Here is a 16,002-nt window from a genome sequence, read left to right as displayed (position 1 = left end):
AGTAGAAAGTCATCCCGCATGGAACTCACCGGCGTCACCTCGCAGTCGATCTTCGACGACAACGCAGCCGACATCAAACTGTCGTGGGTCGCCGGTCTCGAAGGGGCCGACCGTGCCTTCGACGTCGAATTCGCCCGCGAAGCCACCTCGGCCGCCGACCTGGTCGGCCACCTGAACCTGATCCACCCGAACCGCATCCAGGTGCTGGGCAAGCCGGAGATCCAGTATTACCAGCGCCTGGACGACGAGCCGCGCAAGCGCCAGATGGGCGAGCTGATCCTGCTGGAGCCGCCGTTCCTGGTCGTGGCCGACGGCATGGAGCCCCCGCCTGACCTGGAACTGCGCTGCACGCGCTCGTCCACGCCGCTGTTCACCACGCCGGTGTCCTCGGCGGCCGTGATCGACCACCTGCGGCTCTACCTGTCCCGCATCTCCGCGCCGCGCGTGACCATGCACGGCGTGTTCCTGGACATCCTGGGCATGGGCGTGCTGATCATGGGCGAATCGGGCCTGGGCAAGAGCGAACTGGGCCTGGAGCTGATCTCGCGCGGCCACGGCCTGGTGGCCGACGACGCCGTGGACTTCGTGCGCCTGGGCCCCGATTTCATCGAAGGCCGCTGCCCGCCGCTGCTGCAGAACCTGCTGGAAGTGCGCGGCCTGGGCCTGCTCGACATCAAGACGATCTTCGGCGAGACGGCCGTGCGCCGGAAGATGAAGCTCAAGCTCGTGGTGCAACTGGTGCGCCGCAACGACGGCGAGTTCGAACGCCTGCCGCTCGATTCCCAGTACCTGGACGTGCTGGGGCTGCCGATCCACATGGTCAAGATCCAGGTGGCGGCCGGCCGCAACCTGGCCGTGCTGGTCGAAGCGGCCGTGCGCAACACGATCCTGCGCCTGCGCGGCATCGACACGCTGCGCGACTTCATGGACCGCCAGCGCGCCGCCATGCAGGCCGACGTCGTTTCCCGCAGCCAGGGCCGGCTGCTCTGACCGCCCCCCGCCTTGCCCGCCCGGACGCCCGCTGCCCAGCGGGCGTTTTCATTTGCTTACAAGCCCTGCGCGGCCGGCGTCAACGCGCTGTGGACCGTCATCGTTTTGTGCTGTAATGGGCATCGAGCCCATTTCCGCCAGCCAGACCCACGGCGCGCGGCCACGATGTGTTTCACAGAGGAGAGAAGCATGAAGAAGCTGATCGCGATGTGTGTGCTGGTGACCCCGCTGTTCGCCACGGGCGCGTTTGCCCAGAGCGCGTCGGCGCCGGCGGCCGAGAAGTCCGGCAAGACGGCCCAGCAGGAAAAGATGGCCGCCTGCGCCAAGGCCAACAAGGGCAAGAAAGGCGACGAGTACAAGAAGGCCCAGAGCGAATGCCTGTCCGGCAACGGCCCGGCCGCCGCGGCCGAGCCCAAGACGCAGCAGGACAAGATGTCGGCCTGCAGCAAGCAGAACAAGGGCAAGAAGGGCGACGAGTACAAGAAGGCGATGAGCGACTGCCTGTCGGCCAAGCCGGCGGCCTGAGCCCCGTCCCGCCGCCCCGGATCCGGCGGCTTTCCCGCGAACATGGCGAATCTCCCGTGATTCGCCATGTTCGCGTCAGCCGGCTGTCATGACGCAGCCACCATGCGGTGCTATCCTTGCGTCGCTATGCGGATCATTCTCATTACCGGAATTTCCGGCTCCGGCAAGTCTGTCGCCCTGAACGTCCTGGAAGATGCAGGCTACTACTGCGTCGACAACCTGCCCGCCCAGTTCATCCCCGATCTCACCGCCTACCTGGCCGACCAGGGCTACACGCACCTGGGCGTGGCCACCGACATTCGCAGCCGCGAGTCGCTGGCGCGGCTGCCGGACACGGTGCGCGAGCTGTCGGCGCATCACCAGGTCCAGGTGCTGTTCCTGACGGCGAATACCGACGCGCTGGTGCAGCGCTATTCGGAAACGCGCCGCCGCCATCCGCTGTCGACGCGGCTGGAATCGGGCAGCGGCGCCGAGGCGGAGGCCGCGGCCAGCACGTCGCTGATCGAGGCCATCGAGATGGAGCGCGAGCTGCTGAGCCCGCTGGCCGAATCGGCACACCGCATCGACACCAGCAACGTGCGCACCAACACGCTGCGTAGCTGGGTCAAGGAGCTGATCCGCGTGGACAGCACCAGCGGCCAGTCGCTGACGCTGCTGTTCGAATCGTTCGGCTTCAAGCACGGCGTGCCCAGCGATGCCGACCTGGTGTTCGACGTCCGCTCGCTGCCCAACCCCTACTACGACCTGGCGCTGCGCCCGCTCACCGGCCGCGACGCCCCGGTGGTCGACTTCCTGCAGAGCCAGCCGATGGTGCTGGCGATGGCGGAAGACATCCGCGCCTACGTGGAGAAGTGGCTCCCGAGTTTCATTGCCGACAACCGCAGCTACCTGACCGTGGCCATCGGCTGCACCGGCGGCCAGCACCGCTCGGTCTTCATCGCCGAACGGCTCGCCAACTATTTCCGGGCCCATGGTAATGTGCTGGTCAGACACCGCGAGTTGGCCCCGGCCGGCTGACATGCGGGCTTGAAGGGCGGCCGCCACGGCCCGCCCGCCACTGGAGCGGCCAACGCATGTCGACTCTTCCCTCCGGCACCGCACCCACCGGCACCGTCCTTGACGCGCTGCCGCTGTTCCCGCTGAATACGGTCCTGTTTCCCGACGGCCGCCTGCCCCTGCGCATCTTCGAAAAACGCTATGTCGACATGGTGCGCCAGTGCATGCGCGAGGACGCGCCGTTCGGCGTCTGCCTGCTGGCCAGCGGCGACGAGGTGGCGCGGCCCGGCGTGGATGCCGTGCCCGAGGAAATCGGCTGTCTGGCGCAGATCGTCGACTGCAACATGGAGCAGCTTGGCGTGCTGCTGATCGAAACGCGCGGGCGGCAGCGCTTTCGCGTGCTGTCCCATGCCACGCGCGACGACGGCCTGATCGTCGCCCAGGCCGAAGTCCTGCCCGACGACATCATCGACTGCAAGCTGGAGCTGCTGAGCGAGTGCCTGGACGCGCTGCGCCGCATCGTCGCCTCGCTGCACAGCGAGCAGCCCGACAAGTCCAAGCTGCCCTTTGCCGAACCCTATCTCTGGGACGACCCGAGCTGGGTGGCCAATCGCCTGTGCGAACTGCTGCCCGTGCCGCTCAAGGCCAAGCAGATGCTGATGGCACTGCCCGACGCCGGCATGCGCATCGAGATCGTGCACCGCTACATGCGGCAGCACCACATCGTCTGATCCGGGCGGCGCCGCCGCCTTCCGCTAGAACAGCCCGATGCGCGCCTGGTCTTCCAGCAGGCGCCGCACCGGCGCGGGCGTGCCCAGCGCATCCAGATCGTCCAGCGACAACCAGCGGCTGTCCGCATCGAGGCGCGGGGCCGCGGCCGTCAGGTCGACCCGGATCGCGCGGATCAGCAGCCGGAAATGCGTGAACACGTGCGTCAGCTCGCCGGCCAGGTACGCCCGGGCCGGCTCGCCAAACGGCCGCACCGCTTCCAGCGCGGCGTCCTCGGCCGCCTCGGCGTCGAACGGCACGGCGTCCAGCGCGATCTCGGGCAAGCTCCAGAGCCCGCCCCAGATGCCGCTGCCGGGCCGCAGGCGGACCAGCACGTCGCGCCCATGGCGGACGATCAGCATCACCGTGCTGCGTTCCGGAATTGCCGCGCGCGGCTTGGGCGTCGGCAGCACGGCGGTCAGGTTGTCGCGGCGCGCCACACAATCGGCCGACAGCGGGCAGTTGGCCGCATCGGCCAGGCACGCCGGCTTGCCGCGCGAGCAGATCGTGGCGCCCAGGTCCATCAGGCCCTGGGTGTAGGCAACCATGTCCTCGGCCTGATCCGGCCCGGCCGGCGGCAGCGCCTGGCCGGCCAGCGTCCACATGCGGGTCTCGATGGCGCGCTCGCCCGGGTAGCCGTGGATGCCGAACACGCGCGCGAACACGCGCTTCACGTTGCCGTCGAGGATGGGAGACCGCACGCCGGCGCTGAACGCGGCGATGGCCGCCGCCGTCGACCGGCCGATGCCCGGCAGCGTCACGAGTACGTCCGGATCGGTCGGAAACACGCCGCCGTGGTCGTCCATGACCGCCTTGGCGCAGCGATGCAGGTTGCGCGCCCGCGAGTAGTAGCCCAGCCCGGCCCACAGCGCCATGACCTGATCGGCCGGCGCCGCCGCCAGCGCGGCCACCGTGGGCAGCGCGGCAACGAACCGCTGGAAGTATTCGATCACGGCCGCCACCTGCGTCTGCTGCAGCATGATCTCCGACAGCCAGATGCGATACGGATCGCGCGTGTTCTGCCACGGCAGGTCGTGCCGCCCGTGCGTACGCTGCCACCGGACCACCCGCATGCCGAAATCGGGCGGTACGGCGATGGCTTCCGGGGTCACGGGAACGGCGGCTGGCTTGCGGGGCATTGCGGTGTCGGGAAATGAAAAACGCCGCGCGGGAGGCGGCGTGACATGATACAGCGTGCAATGGCGGCGGCCGCCGGCTGCGCGATGGTGGCGCCCCTCTCCCGCAAGCGGAAGAGGGGAAAAAACCCACCCCGCGCTCAGGCCGCCCTGACCGCCTCTTCCACCGGCGCTTCCACCAGCTTGCGCGTGAACTGCTCGATCTTTGTGCTGCGCTCGTCCAGGCCGTTGAGCACTTCCTCCAGTTCGGCGATGCGGCTTTCCAGCGTGTCGGTGGCTTCGTGGATCCGTTCGATCGAATCCACGCGGCGGCGCAGCTGCTTCTGGTGCTCGCGCACCTGGGCTTCCAGCGGCGTCATCACGGACTTGAGCCAGATCTCGATGTCGCGGTTCAGGTCGCGGAAGTTCTCCAGCACGCGGCTGGCCATCGTCGCAAACGCGTTCTGGACCAGTTGCGGGCGCGACCGCGTCAGCATGTTGACCGTGCCGAAATGGGCGTTGACCAGCGCCAGCGTCTCCTGCAGCTCGGCCGTGTAGCGCGACGTCACGAACTGCATTGGCGACGGCAGCGTGAAGCCGTGCTCGGCGTTGAAGCGGCGGTACATGCTTTCCACAAGCTGGTGCAGCTCGGCGATCTTGCGGTCGGCGTCCTGGATCAGCCCGGTCAACTGGGCGAACAGTCCTTCCATGTCCTCGCGCAGGCCGCGCGAGAAGAAGCGCTCCTTCATCTGCTCGCGGCGGTCGCGCATGGTGCGCCGCACGTCGCGCAGCTGCAGGCTCTTGATGATGTCGGCGCTATGCCGGCCGAACACCAGCCGCAGCGCCTGGAACTTGGCGATGCTCTGCTCGAACTCTTCCTTCTCGCTCTGCACGCGCATCAGCATGTGCTTGACCATCGCGTGGTTCTTGCCGCGCAGGCCGCGCAGCTCGAAAAGCTGCTCCACGATGTCGCGCCGGCGGCTCTGCAGCAGTTGCTGGGCGCCGCGCGACATGTCCTGCACCAGCCGCTGCACCTGGTCCGACACGATCTCGCGCCGCTGCGGGATCAGCTGGTCCGACAGCACGTGCTCGAACTGCATCAGGTTGCTGCGTACCAGCATCGGCTGGTCGTGCGTGACCTTGGCCACCAGACCCTTCTGCGCCGACACCGGATACACGCGGCGCTCCTCGATACCCAGCGTCTGGGCGGTCGAGCGCACCTGGCGCGCAATCTCGTCGGCAATCTCCGGCGACGACTTGAGCGGGTCCCACAGCCCGTCGATCTTGTTGAGCACGGCCAGGCAGCCGCGGCGGTGCCCGGCGCCCACGTGACTGCGCCAGAGCGCGAGGTCGCTCTTGGTCACGCCGGCGTCGGCGGCCAGCACAAAGACCACCACGTGCGCGTCCGGGATCAGCCGCAGCGTCAGTTCCGGTTCGGTACCAATCGCGTTCAGGCCCGGCGTGTCCAGGATCACCAGCCCCTGGCGCAGCAGCGGATGGGGGAAGTTGATCACCGCATGGCGCCAGCGCGAGATCTCGACCATGCCGTCGGCATCGACCGAGTAGGCGGCGTCGGGGTCGTTCTCGTTGTACAGGCCCAGCGACTCGGCCATCGACGGCGTCACGCGCGTGGTTTCCACCACGTGCTGGAACGCGGCCAGCATGCCCTCGGGCGACGACGGGTCCAGCGGCACCGTGGTCCAGTGCGATCCGGACGCGCCGGGCTCCATGAAATCGGCGGTGGATGCGTCCTGCAGCCGCGTCTCGATCGGCAGCAGCCGGATGCACGGCGGCTCGTGTTCGTCGTAGCGCAGCTCGGTCGGGCACATCGTGGTGCGGCCCGCGGACGACGGCAGGATGCGGCGGCCGTAGTCGGCAAAGAAGATCGCGTTGATCAGCTCGCTCTTGCCGCGCGAGAACTCGGCGATGAACGCCACCTTGAGCCGGTCGCTCTTGAGCACGCTCTGGATGCGTTGCGCGCGATCGTCGGCAGTGGCGTCATGGAGGTCGCACTGTTGCAGCCAGGACTGGAATTCCGCAAGGGACTGAAGGACCCCGGTTCTCCAGGCGCCATATTGTTCGAATTGATGGGCGAGGCTCGTCATGGCGGTTCGCTGTTTCGGCTCTTTATGGTTTTGGGCGCATGCCGCGCCTGTGCCGGGTGGTTCCGTTGACCCGCGGACCCGGTGTCAGGCGCCCTGCCGGCCTGCCCTGTCGAAGTGGCATAACCGGCAGTTTTTGTAACTTTTTATGTCTGCGCACACGATACAGGTTTCTGGCCGGATTTTGTGGAATTCGCGTCCCTTGGCCGGCAACTGTGTCGGGAGTGTTGCGCCGAGCCATCGGCGCAATATGGCAACGCCGTGTCGCCATCGGATTGCCATGTTCTGGCGCCTTGCGAATCGGCCGATGTGTCGTGCGATTCACCCGCCGCTCGGCGCCTTGGGCGGCGCCTCGGCGTTGGCTCAGTGCTGGCAGTGCGGACAGTAGAACGTCGACCGCTGGCCCTGCACGATCTGGCGGATCGGGGTGCCGCAGACGCGGCACGGTTCGCCGGCGCGGTCGTAGACCAGGCAGTCGAGCTGGAAGTAGCCGGTGCTGCCGTCGCTGCCCACGAAATCGCGCAGCGTGCTGCCGCCCCGGGCGATCGCCTCGGTCAGCGTCTCGCGCACGGCGGCGGCCAGTTTCTCGTAGCGCGGCAGGCTGATGCGGCCCGCCGGCGTGGTCGGCCGGATGCCGGCGCGGAACAGGCTTTCGGAACAATAGATGTTGCCCACGCCCACGACGATATCGCCGGCCAGCAGCGCCTGCTTAATCGCCACCGAGCTGCCGCGCGTGAGCCGGTGGAACCACGCGCCGTCGAAGCGCGGGTCGAACGGCTCGATGCCCAGCCGCCGCAGCAGCGGGTGCTCGGGCAGCGACGCCTCGGGCAGCGGCGTCCAGATGATGGCGCCGAAGCGGCGCGGGTCGCGGAACCGCAGCACCATGCGGGCGCCGGCGTCGGCGGAACCTGCCGGATCGGCCGGCACCAGTTCGAGGTCGAGATGGTCGTGCGCGCCGGCGGCCGGCGCATCGGGATAGACGCGCAGCGTGCCCGTCATGCCCAGATGCACGAGCAACCACCCGGGCGCGGCGTCATCGCCATCGGCATCCGGCCGGGCGTCCGCCGGCAGGCATTCCAGCAGCAGGTACTTGCCGCGCCGTTCGATGCGGCCGATCACGCGCCCGGTCAGGCGCGCCTCCAGCTCGGGCTCCACGGGCCAGCGCAGCCCGCGGTGACGCACGGTCACCCCGGCGATGCGGCGGCCCACCACATGCGGCAGCAGTCCGCGCCGCGTGACTTCGACTTCCGGTAGTTCTGGCATACGCCCCTGTCTTTCCGTCCGGATTTGCGCCCGGCACCACCGCCCCGCAGAACCTATGGGGGGCTTTCACGCTCCAAGCACGCAGGGATGCCTGCCCCCGCGCCGCCCGTGTGCGGGTTCCCATACGTAAGCGCCCCGCAAGGCAAGCAGCGCATTGTAGCGGCAGGCTACAATGCCTCCATCCATTCCTACGCCCCCGTGCGCCGGAGCTTTGATTCATGCCGGACCAAATCTTGCCCTCTCAGGCCATGCGCCCGGAAGCCATCCCCATGACTGCATTCCGCATCCGTCGCCATGCGCGCGCCCTGGGCGTGGCCGCGTGCCTGGCCATCGCCCCGCTGGCCCATGCCGCGTCCGCCACGGTGGCGCAGAACGACGACGAGGCCATCGAGGTTCCGGCGCCGTCGTCGGCGGCCCGCGCGGCGCGCACCCCGCTGCCCAACGTCGCGCTGACGCCTGACATCCTGTACCGCGTGATGGCGGCGGAAATCTCGCTGCAGCGCGGGCTGGTCGGCCCGGCCTACCGCACCTATATCGACCTGGCGCGCGAGACGCGCGACCCCCGCCTGGCGCAGCGCGCCACGGAGATCGCGTTCAACGCCCGCGTTGCGCAGCAGGCGCTGGACGGCGCCCGGCTGTGGTCCGAACTGGCGCCCAAGTCGCCGGCCGCGCGGCAGGTCCTGTCGACGCTGCTGGTGCTCAACGGCCGCTGGGAAGATGCCGAGCCGCTGCTGGTGCAGCAACTGGCCGCGGCGCCGGCGGCGCATCGCGGCGAGGCCATCCTGCTGCTGCAACAGCAGATGTCGCGCACCAGCGACCCGGCCGGCGCGGTGGGCGTGCTCCAGCGCATCACCGCCAACGACGGCAAGCTGGCTGAAACGCACCTGGCCCTGGCGCGCGCCCGCGAGGCCGCCGGCGACAACGCCGGCGCGCTGGCCGAACTGGACCAGGCGCTGCGCATCAAGCCCGACCTGGAGCCCGCCGCGCTGATGGCCGCCGAGCTGCAGGCCGAATCGGCCACGGACAAGTCGATCGACGTGCTCAAGCGCTTCCTGGCCAAGTCCCCGCAGTCGGTGAATGGCCACATCACGCTGGCCCGCCTGTACCTGCAGAAGAACGACATGCCGGCCGCGCGCGCCGAGTTCGAGGTACTGCGCAAGGTGGCGCCGAACGACCCGCGCGTGCCGCTGGCGCTGGGGCTGACCAGCCTGCAGGCGCGCAGCTACGACGACGCCGAGCGCTACCTGAAGGAATACCTGCAGATGGCCGAGAAGTCGCCGGCCGCCAATCCCGACGTCGCGTTCCAGTACCTGGCCCAGATCGCCGAGGAAAAGAAGGATTACGCGGGTGCCATCGGCTGGCTGGACCGCATCGAGGACAGCCGGCTGGCCACGGCCGCGCAGGCCAAGCGCGGCCAGCTGCTGGCGCGCATGGGCAAGCTCGACGACGCGCAGGCCGTGTTCGGCGAACTGCTGGCCGATGCCGAGGACATTCCCGACCCGGGCCAGCGCAAGCAGCGCATGACGGCGATCCGCCAGGCCGAAGTTGGCGCGCTGCTCGAAGGCAAGGCCTACGACCGCGCCCGCAAGGTGCTGGACGAGCGCGTGAAGCTGGAGCCCGACAACGCCGACTGGCTCTATGAGCTGGCCATGCTCGACGAGCGCGAGAAGCGCTACGACAGCATGGAGCGCGGCCTGCGCAAGGTCATCGCGCTGCAGCCCGAGCAGAAGCAGGGCTACAACGCGCTGGGCTATTCGCTGGCCGACCGCAACGAGCGCCTGCCCGAGGCCCGCAAGCTGCTGGAGCGGGCATCCGAGCTGGGTCCGGACGATCCGTACATCATGGACAGCCTGGGCTGGGTCAAGTACCGCCAGGGCGAACTGCAGCCCGCGGCCGACCTGTTGAAATCGGCCTACTCGAAGGCGCCCGAGGCCGAGATCGGCGCCCACCTGGGCGAGGTGCTCTGGCAGCTGGGCCAGCACGAGGAAGCCCGCAAGACGTGGAACGAGGCCGCCAAGGTGGAGCCCGAGAATCCCACGCTGATCGACACGCTGCGCCGCTACAACCAGAACCTGCTGCTGTCCAAGTAGCCGGCCTTGCGTATCATGCCGATTGCCGCCCGGGCCCCGCGCCCGGGCGCGTCGTTCTGACGGCCCCGGCCGTTTTCCGATTCCTTCCCGACCACTACCCGCGAACGTCGCACATGCTCCGATCCCGACGCCTGGCCCTGCTTTGCGTGGCCGCCCCGTTCTGGCTTGCCGCGTGCAGCACCATCACCCCGTCCCGCAACTTCGACGCCGGCGAAGCCGCCCGCAGCGAGCAGTACACGGGCCGCTTTGCCGCCAACTACACGCGCTACGGCCGCAGCGAGGGCGTGCAGGGCAGCTTCCGCTGGGAAGAACAGGGTCGCAACGTGCGACTGGACCTGGTATCGCCGCTTGGCCAGACGCTGGCCGTGGTCACCAGCACGCCGTCCGGCGCCACGCTCGACCTGCCCAACGAGGCGCCGCGCAACGCGCCCGAGGTGGACAGCCTGATGGAGCAGGCGCTGGGCTTCTCGCTGCCCGTATCGGGCATGCGCGACTGGCTGCACGGCCGCCCCGCCGCTGGCCGGCCCGCCAGCGTCACGCGCGACGCGAACGGCCGCCCGGACACGCTGAAGCAGAATGGCTGGACCGTGCGCTACGTGGCGTGGCAGGAGCCCGCCGAAGGCGCCGCCCCGGCGGCCGCGCAGCCGCGCCGCATCGACATGGCGCGCGACGGCAACGAAGCGCCGCTGTCCGTGCGGCTCGTGATCGATCCCAAGTCCGAACAATGATGCAAACCGTGACCGCCGGCGCCGCGCTGCCGCCCCCGGACCTGCGCGACTGCCCCGCGCCGGCCAAGCTCAACCTGTTCCTGCACGTGACGGGCCGCCGCCCCGACGGCTACCACACGCTGCAGACCGTGTTCCAGTTGATCGACTGGTCGGATACGCTGCACTTCCGCCGCCGCGACGACGGCGTGATCGCCCGCGCGACCGACATCCCCGGCGTGCCGGCCGACACCGACCTCGTGGTGCGCGCGGCCCGCGCGCTGCAGCAGGCCAGCGGCACGCATTTCGGCGCCGACATCGCCATCGACAAGATCCTGCCGATGGGCGGCGGCATCGGCGGCGGATCGTCCGACGCAGCCACCACGCTGCTGGCGCTGAACCACCTGTGGGGCACGGCGCTGCCGCGCGCCGATCTGATGCGCATCGGACTGGCGCTGGGCGCCGACGTGCCCGTGTTCGTGTTCGGCCAGAATGCCTTTGCCGAAGGGGTGGGCGAGGAACTGACGCCGGTGGCGCTGCCCGCCAGCTGGTTCGTCGTTATCCATCCGCGCCAGCATGTACCGACTGCGGCAATTTTTTCGGACGAACGCTTGACAAGAAATTCCCCGATCTCTATAGTTGCGGACTTCGCTGCTTGCACAAACAAATTCGCTTTCGGTCGCAACGACTTGCAAGCGGTAGCAACAGCGAAATTCGGCGAGGTTGCCCGAGCCCTTGAGTGGCTGACAGAATACAGTCCGCATGCAAGGATGACCGGTTCCGGAGCCTGTGTTTTTGCCCGTTTCGAAGACGAGGCAGAGGCGCGGAAGGTGATGGAAAGGTTGCCGCCCGAGTGGGACGGCAGGTGTGTGAGAAGTTTGTCGCAACACCCGCTCGCAACGTTCGCATAGCAGGTTTTCGTCTGGCGACGGACCGCAGTCAGGTTCGCCGAGAGACGACAAAGGTTGTGTAGGGGAGTCGCCAAGTTGGTCAAGGCACCGGATTTTGATTCCGGCATTCGAAGGTTCGAATCCTTCTTCCCCTGCCATTACTTCCTATAGTGTCCAAACGGACATGCAGAACTCGCTACCGGCACCGGCCGGTAGCACAAAGCTCCCCCAGCAGCAAGACAGGTGCCCCGAATGAGCGTCGAAGGCTTGATGGTATTTACCGGCAACGCCAACCCTAAACTCGCGGAGGCTGTCGTACAGCACCTCGGCATCCCGCTGGGCAAGGCACTTGTGGGCCGATTCTCCGACGGAGAAGTCCAGGTCGAAATCCAGGAAAACGTTCGCGGCAAGCACGTCATCGTGCTGCAGTCGACCTGCGCGCCGACCAACGACAACCTGATGGAACTGATGGTGATGGTCGATGCCCTGAAGCGCGCCTCGGCCCGCAGCATCACCGCCGCCATGCCTTACTTCGGCTATGCCCGCCAGGATCGCCGCCCGCGTTCGGCGCGCGTGGCCATCTCGGCCAAGATCGTGGCCAACATGCTGGAAGTGGCCGGCGTCGAGCGCGTCCTGACGATGGACCTGCACGCCGACCAGATCCAGGGCTTCTTCGATATCCCCGTCGACAACATCTACGCGTCCCCGGTGCTGCTGGGCGACCTGCGCGAGAAGAACTACGGCGACCTGCTGGTGGTGTCGCCTGACGTCGGCGGCGTGGTGCGCGCCCGTGCGCTGGCCAAGCAGCTCGACTGCGACCTGGCCATCATCGACAAGCGCCGCCCGAAGGCCAATGTTTCCGAGGTGATGAACATCATCGGCGAAGTGGCCGGCCGCAACTGCGTGATCATGGACGACATGATCGACACCGGCGGCACGCTGTGCAAGGCCGCCCAGGTGCTCAAGGAGCGGGGCGCGCTGAAGGTGTTCGCCTACTGTACCCACCCGGTGCTGTCCGGTGGCGCCGCTGCCCGCATCGCCGCGTCCTCGCTGGACGAAGTGGTGGTCTGCGACACGATCCCGCTGTCGGACGAAGCGCGCCAGTCGGGCAAGATCCGCCAGGTCTCCACCGCCCCGCTGCTGGCCGAGACCTTCACCCGGATCGTCAAGGGCGACTCGATCATGTCGCTGTTTGCCGACCACTGAGCGGCAAGCTGGCGCAAGGCAGGCGAAAGCCTGCTAGAATCTTGGGCTTTACCGCATTGGCCACCTTCAGGGTGGCCAATGTGATTCATGCGGTACGGTTTAGTTGCCGTATCGCCTAGTCGAGGCTGTCTGGTCGCGGACAGCCTTCTTCACATCTGGAGTTGGACATGAAAGTAGTAGCTTTCGAACGTAGCGTACAGGGTACGGGTGCGAGCCGCCGCCTGCGCAATTCGGGCAAGACGCCCGGCATCATCTACGGCGGCGCCGCCGAGCCGAAGATGATCGAACTGGATCACAACGCCCTGTGGCACGCCCTGAAGAAGGAAGCGTTCCACTCGTCGATCCTGGACCTGGAAGTGGCTGGCAAGAGCGAGAAGGCCCTGCTGCGCGCCTTCCAGATGCACCCGTTCAAGCCGATGGTGCTGCACGTCGACTTCCAGCGCGTGTCGGCGTCGGAAAAGATCCACGTGAAGGTGCCCCTGCACTTCATGAACCAGGAAACCGCTCCTGGCGTGAAGCTGGGCCACGGCATCGTGAACCACATCCTGAACGACCTGGAAGTGTCGTGCCTGCCGGCCGACCTGCCCGAGTTCATCGAAGTGGACCTGGGTGCTGTCGAGCTGAACCAGACCATCCACCTGTCGGACCTGAAGCTGCCGAAGGGCGTGACCGCCATCACCCACGGTGATGACAACCCGGCCGTGGCGAACATCTCGCTGCCGGCTGGCGCCCAGTCGGCCGAAGCCGCCGAAGGCGAAGGCGAAACGCCGGCTGCCTAAGCTGCCAGCGTTGCCAGCAAAGACCGCCGGTTCGCCGGCGGTTTTTTTTCGTGCGCGGTTTTCGCGTATCCTTCACGCCTGCTTTCCGCTTTCTTCCACGCATGATCAAGCTCATCGTCGGCCTCGGCAACCCCGGGGCGGAATACGAGGCCACCCGGCACAACGCCGGCTTCTGGTTCGTCGACCAGCTCGCCCGCATGGGCAGCACTACGCTCCGGGTGGAAGGCCGCTTCCACGGCCTGGCCGGCCGCGCGCGGCTGTGGGACCAGGACGTCTGGCTGCTCAAGCCGTCGACGTTCATGAACCGCTCAGGCCTGTCGGTGGTATCGCTGGCGCGCTTCTACAAGATCCTGCCCGACGAGGTCCTCGTGGCGCACGACGAGATGGACCTGCCGGCCGGCGCGGTCAAGCTCAAGCGCGGCGGCGGCTCGGGCGGCCACAACGGGCTCAAGGACATCTCGGCCCACCTGACCACCCAGGAATACTGGCGCCTGCGCATCGGCGTGGGCCATCCGCGCAACGCGCCGGGCGGCGCGGCCAGCGGGCGTGAGGACGTCGTCAATTTTGTGCTCAAGCCGCCACGCAAGGAAGAGCAGCAGGCCATCGACGAGGCGATCGACCGCAGCATCGGCCCGATCGGCGTGCTGGCCCGCGGCGAGAGCGAGCGGGCGATGATGGAACTGCATACCGGGCGCTAGAGGCCGGGACGTGGCGTTTTCATCCCCTGGACGAGCGCGGAACGGAAAAAACCCCGCCAGCCTTGCGGCTGCGCGGGGTTTTCCTTTTTCTGCTTGTGGGGGCCGGAACGAAGGGGCCGGATGTCTCTCCGGCTTCAGGCCACGTGCTTGGCGGCGGTCAGCAGCCGGTAGCGTTGCATCAGCACCTCGTGCGATTCGATGCGGTTCGGATCCTTCGGGATGCAAGCCACAGGGCAAACCTGCTGGCATTGCGGTTCGTCGAAGTGGCCGACGCACTCGGTGCACTTGTTGGGGTCGATCTCGTAGATCTCGGGCCCCATCGAGATGGCTTCGTTCGGGCACTCGGGTTCACAAACGTCGCAATTGATGCAGTCGTCGGTGATCAGTAGCGCCATGATGGTTCCTTCCAGCAACCCCGCCCATGCCCGAACTGGCCACGTCGACGGGATCGAAGGTCGTATTTTATTCCGGTTTGCCGATCTTCTCGTTAAGCCAGCGCTCCACGGAGGGGAAGACGAACTTGCTGACGTCGCCGCCGAGCACGGCAATCTCGCGCACGAACGTGCCGGAGATGAACTGGTACTGGTCAGACGGCGTCAGGAACATCGTCTCGACGTCGGGCAGCAGGTAGCGGTTCATGCCCGCCATCTGGAACTCGTACTCGAAATCGGACACCGCGCGCAGACCGCGGACGATCACCCGCGCATTGTTCTTGCGCACGAAATCCTTGAGCAGGCCCGAGAAGCCTTCCACGCGGACGTTCGGGTAGTGCCCCAGCACTTCGCGGGCGATGCCGATCCGTTCCTCCAGCGAGAAGAACGGGCGCTTGTTGGGGCTGTGCGCCACGCCGACCACGAGTTCGTCGAAGATATTCGACGCACGACGGACGAGATCCTCGTGTCCCCGGGTCATGGGATCAAAAGTACCGGGATAGACGGCGACGACCATGTTTCCTCCTTAGGGCTGCCCGCTGGCGGCCTTCCCCTGCGGGAGACCGCTTTCGAATACTGGCTGCGCGACGGGCGTTGGACAATCAACAGCGGCGTAGTGTAACCCCAATTGCCGCTTTTGGAAGTCCGCCCGGCCGCATTTTTGCCGCATTGCAGCAGAGGCGCAAACGCTTGTCCGGCGCGGCAATCCGCCTGGCAGTCGTCATATGACTGGCCCCGGCGCGACGCCCTTCGCTCAGTCGGCGCCGTGGCCCTCGCGACGCTGCAGCAGATGGAAATGGACGGCCCCGGCGCGCGCCTGGCGGACGACCTCCAGCGACGCCGGCACCGGCGCATCGGCGCCGACCAGCGCCTTGTCCGATTCCACGTACACCACGCCGCCCGGCCGCGTCAGCCGCGCGGCGTGTTCCAGCGCCGGGCCGATCCAGTCCTCGGCAAACGGCGGGTCCAGGAACACCACGTCGAAGCTGTCGGCCGGCATCTGCGCGGCGGCGGCGAACGCGTCGGCCTGGACCACGCGTATCTGGGACGCATCGAGCTTGTACTGGTTGTCGCGCAACTGCTTGGCCACGCGCGGATTGGCTTCCACCAGCGTCACCGTGGCCGCGCCACGCGAAGCGGCCTCGAAACCCAGCGCGCCGGAGCCGGCGAACAGGTCCAGGCAGGCCAGCCCGGTCAGGTCCTGTCCCAGCCAGTTGAACAGCGTTTCACGTACGCGGTCCGGCGTGGGCCGGAGCCCTTCGGCCTCCAGTACCGGCAGCAGGGAGCGTTTCCAGCGGCCGCCGATGATGCGCACCTGGGCCGGTGTCTGGCGGGGCTGGCGGGACAGAGAAGTTCGCCCGCGCGGAGCGGGCGAAGGTCGGGATTGCGAATTCATGCCGTGATTGTAGAGCGTGGCGGACGCCGGCACAGCGGCGCCGCGTGCC

General features: G+C 67.7%; 16 protein-coding genes and 1 tRNA gene. 11 read left to right on the top strand and 6 right to left on the bottom strand.

Translation table 11 applies throughout. The features are described 5' to 3' along the window. Window positions 1–18 precede the first annotated feature (18 nt). The 4 genes from hprK (at window position 19) to EPAKOI_RS01480 (ending at window position 3,242) form a co-directional block, all read left to right on the top strand. Window positions 19–990, top strand: coding sequence for an HPr(Ser) kinase/phosphatase (gene hprK, locus EPAKOI_RS01495; RefSeq protein ID WP_124682530.1), 972 nt, complete (start codon window positions 19–21; stop codon window positions 988–990). A 189-nt stretch (window positions 991–1,179) separates the two neighbouring features. Then, window positions 1,180–1,515, top strand: a complete 336-nt coding sequence (locus tag EPAKOI_RS01490; protein WP_124682531.1) for a PsiF family protein — start codon at window positions 1,180–1,182, stop codon at window positions 1,513–1,515. Between the two features lie 126 nt (window positions 1,516–1,641). Beyond that, entirely contained in the window at window positions 1,642–2,532 is an 891-nt protein-coding gene (gene rapZ / locus EPAKOI_RS01485; RefSeq protein ID WP_124682532.1) for an RNase adapter RapZ, read from the top strand. Between the two features lie 56 nt (window positions 2,533–2,588). Continuing rightward, window positions 2,589–3,242: an LON peptidase substrate-binding domain-containing protein gene (locus tag EPAKOI_RS01480; RefSeq protein ID WP_313837589.1), complete on the top strand. Its 654-nt coding sequence runs from the start codon at window positions 2,589–2,591 to the stop codon at window positions 3,240–3,242. Window positions 3,243–3,266: 24 nt separating this feature from the next. On the opposite strand, the gene mutY is transcribed toward EPAKOI_RS01480, so the two are convergent. From mutY to mutM, 3 genes are all read right to left on the bottom strand, one after another. Then, a complete protein-coding gene (gene mutY, locus EPAKOI_RS01475; protein WP_423192789.1) occupies window positions 3,267–4,418 on the bottom strand; it encodes an A/G-specific adenine glycosylase in 1,152 nt (383 codons plus the stop codon). 137 nt (window positions 4,419–4,555) lie between these two features. Next, a complete protein-coding gene (locus EPAKOI_RS01470) occupies window positions 4,556–6,499 on the bottom strand; it encodes a dynamin family protein (protein WP_124682535.1) in 1,944 nt (647 codons plus the stop codon). A gap of 360 nt (window positions 6,500–6,859) precedes the next feature. Further along, the gene (mutM, locus tag EPAKOI_RS01465; protein ID WP_423192788.1) at window positions 6,860–7,759 is read right to left on the bottom strand and encodes a bifunctional DNA-formamidopyrimidine glycosylase/DNA-(apurinic or apyrimidinic site) lyase; all 900 of its coding nucleotides are present in this window, start codon (window positions 7,757–7,759) and stop codon (window positions 6,860–6,862) included. Between the two features lie 269 nt (window positions 7,760–8,028). Here mutM and EPAKOI_RS01460 point away from each other — a divergent pair, with 269 nt between their 5' ends. From EPAKOI_RS01460 to pth, 7 genes are all read left to right on the top strand, one after another. Next, complete coding sequence (locus tag EPAKOI_RS01460) at window positions 8,029–9,849, top strand: tetratricopeptide repeat protein (protein WP_423192787.1); 1,821 nt, start codon at window positions 8,029–8,031, stop codon at window positions 9,847–9,849. Between the two features lie 113 nt (window positions 9,850–9,962). Continuing rightward, the gene (gene lolB, locus EPAKOI_RS01455; RefSeq protein ID WP_124682538.1) at window positions 9,963–10,577 is read left to right on the top strand and encodes a lipoprotein insertase outer membrane protein LolB; all 615 of its coding nucleotides are present in this window, start codon (window positions 9,963–9,965) and stop codon (window positions 10,575–10,577) included. After that, window positions 10,577–11,464, top strand: coding sequence for a 4-(cytidine 5'-diphospho)-2-C-methyl-D-erythritol kinase (gene ispE / locus EPAKOI_RS01450; RefSeq protein ID WP_172966004.1), 888 nt, complete (start codon window positions 10,577–10,579; stop codon window positions 11,462–11,464). The genes lolB and ispE overlap by 1 nt, the downstream gene beginning before the upstream one ends. 60 nt (window positions 11,465–11,524) lie before the next feature. Continuing rightward, window positions 11,525–11,601, top strand: a tRNA-Gln gene (locus EPAKOI_RS01445). 94 nt (window positions 11,602–11,695) lie between these two features. Continuing rightward, the gene (locus EPAKOI_RS01440) at window positions 11,696–12,649 is read left to right on the top strand and encodes a ribose-phosphate pyrophosphokinase (protein ID WP_124682540.1); all 954 of its coding nucleotides are present in this window, start codon (window positions 11,696–11,698) and stop codon (window positions 12,647–12,649) included. Window positions 12,650–12,816: 167 nt separating this feature from the next. Further along, window positions 12,817–13,428 (top strand): 50S ribosomal protein L25/general stress protein Ctc, encoded by a 612-nt coding sequence (locus EPAKOI_RS01435; RefSeq protein WP_124682541.1) that lies wholly within the window; start codon window positions 12,817–12,819, stop codon window positions 13,426–13,428. Between the two features lie 101 nt (window positions 13,429–13,529). Next, window positions 13,530–14,126, top strand: coding sequence for an aminoacyl-tRNA hydrolase (gene pth / locus EPAKOI_RS01430; RefSeq protein ID WP_423192786.1), 597 nt, complete (start codon window positions 13,530–13,532; stop codon window positions 14,124–14,126). Between the two features lie 134 nt (window positions 14,127–14,260). Here the strand turns inward: pth and EPAKOI_RS01425 are convergent, their stop codons facing one another. The 3 genes from EPAKOI_RS01425 to rsmD form a co-directional block, all read right to left on the bottom strand. Then, entirely contained in the window at window positions 14,261–14,521 is a 261-nt protein-coding gene (locus EPAKOI_RS01425; RefSeq protein WP_124682543.1) for a YfhL family 4Fe-4S dicluster ferredoxin, read from the bottom strand. 67 nt (window positions 14,522–14,588) lie between these two features. Next, the gene (gene coaD / locus EPAKOI_RS01420; protein ID WP_124682544.1) at window positions 14,589–15,074 is read right to left on the bottom strand and encodes a pantetheine-phosphate adenylyltransferase; all 486 of its coding nucleotides are present in this window, start codon (window positions 15,072–15,074) and stop codon (window positions 14,589–14,591) included. Window positions 15,075–15,311: 237 nt separating this feature from the next. Continuing rightward, window positions 15,312–15,953, bottom strand: a complete 642-nt coding sequence (rsmD, locus tag EPAKOI_RS01415; RefSeq protein ID WP_172966005.1) for a 16S rRNA (guanine(966)-N(2))-methyltransferase RsmD — start codon at window positions 15,951–15,953, stop codon at window positions 15,312–15,314. Window positions 15,954–16,002: the final 49 nt, after the last annotated feature.

The sequence above is a fragment of the Cupriavidus sp. H18C2 genome, from assembly GCF_049393795.1.
Lineage (GTDB): Bacteria > Pseudomonadota > Gammaproteobacteria > Burkholderiales > Burkholderiaceae > Cupriavidus > Cupriavidus pauculus_C.
The sequence above is the reverse complement of the archived record's forward strand: the minus strand, read 5'-3'. Positions and strand labels throughout refer to the sequence as shown.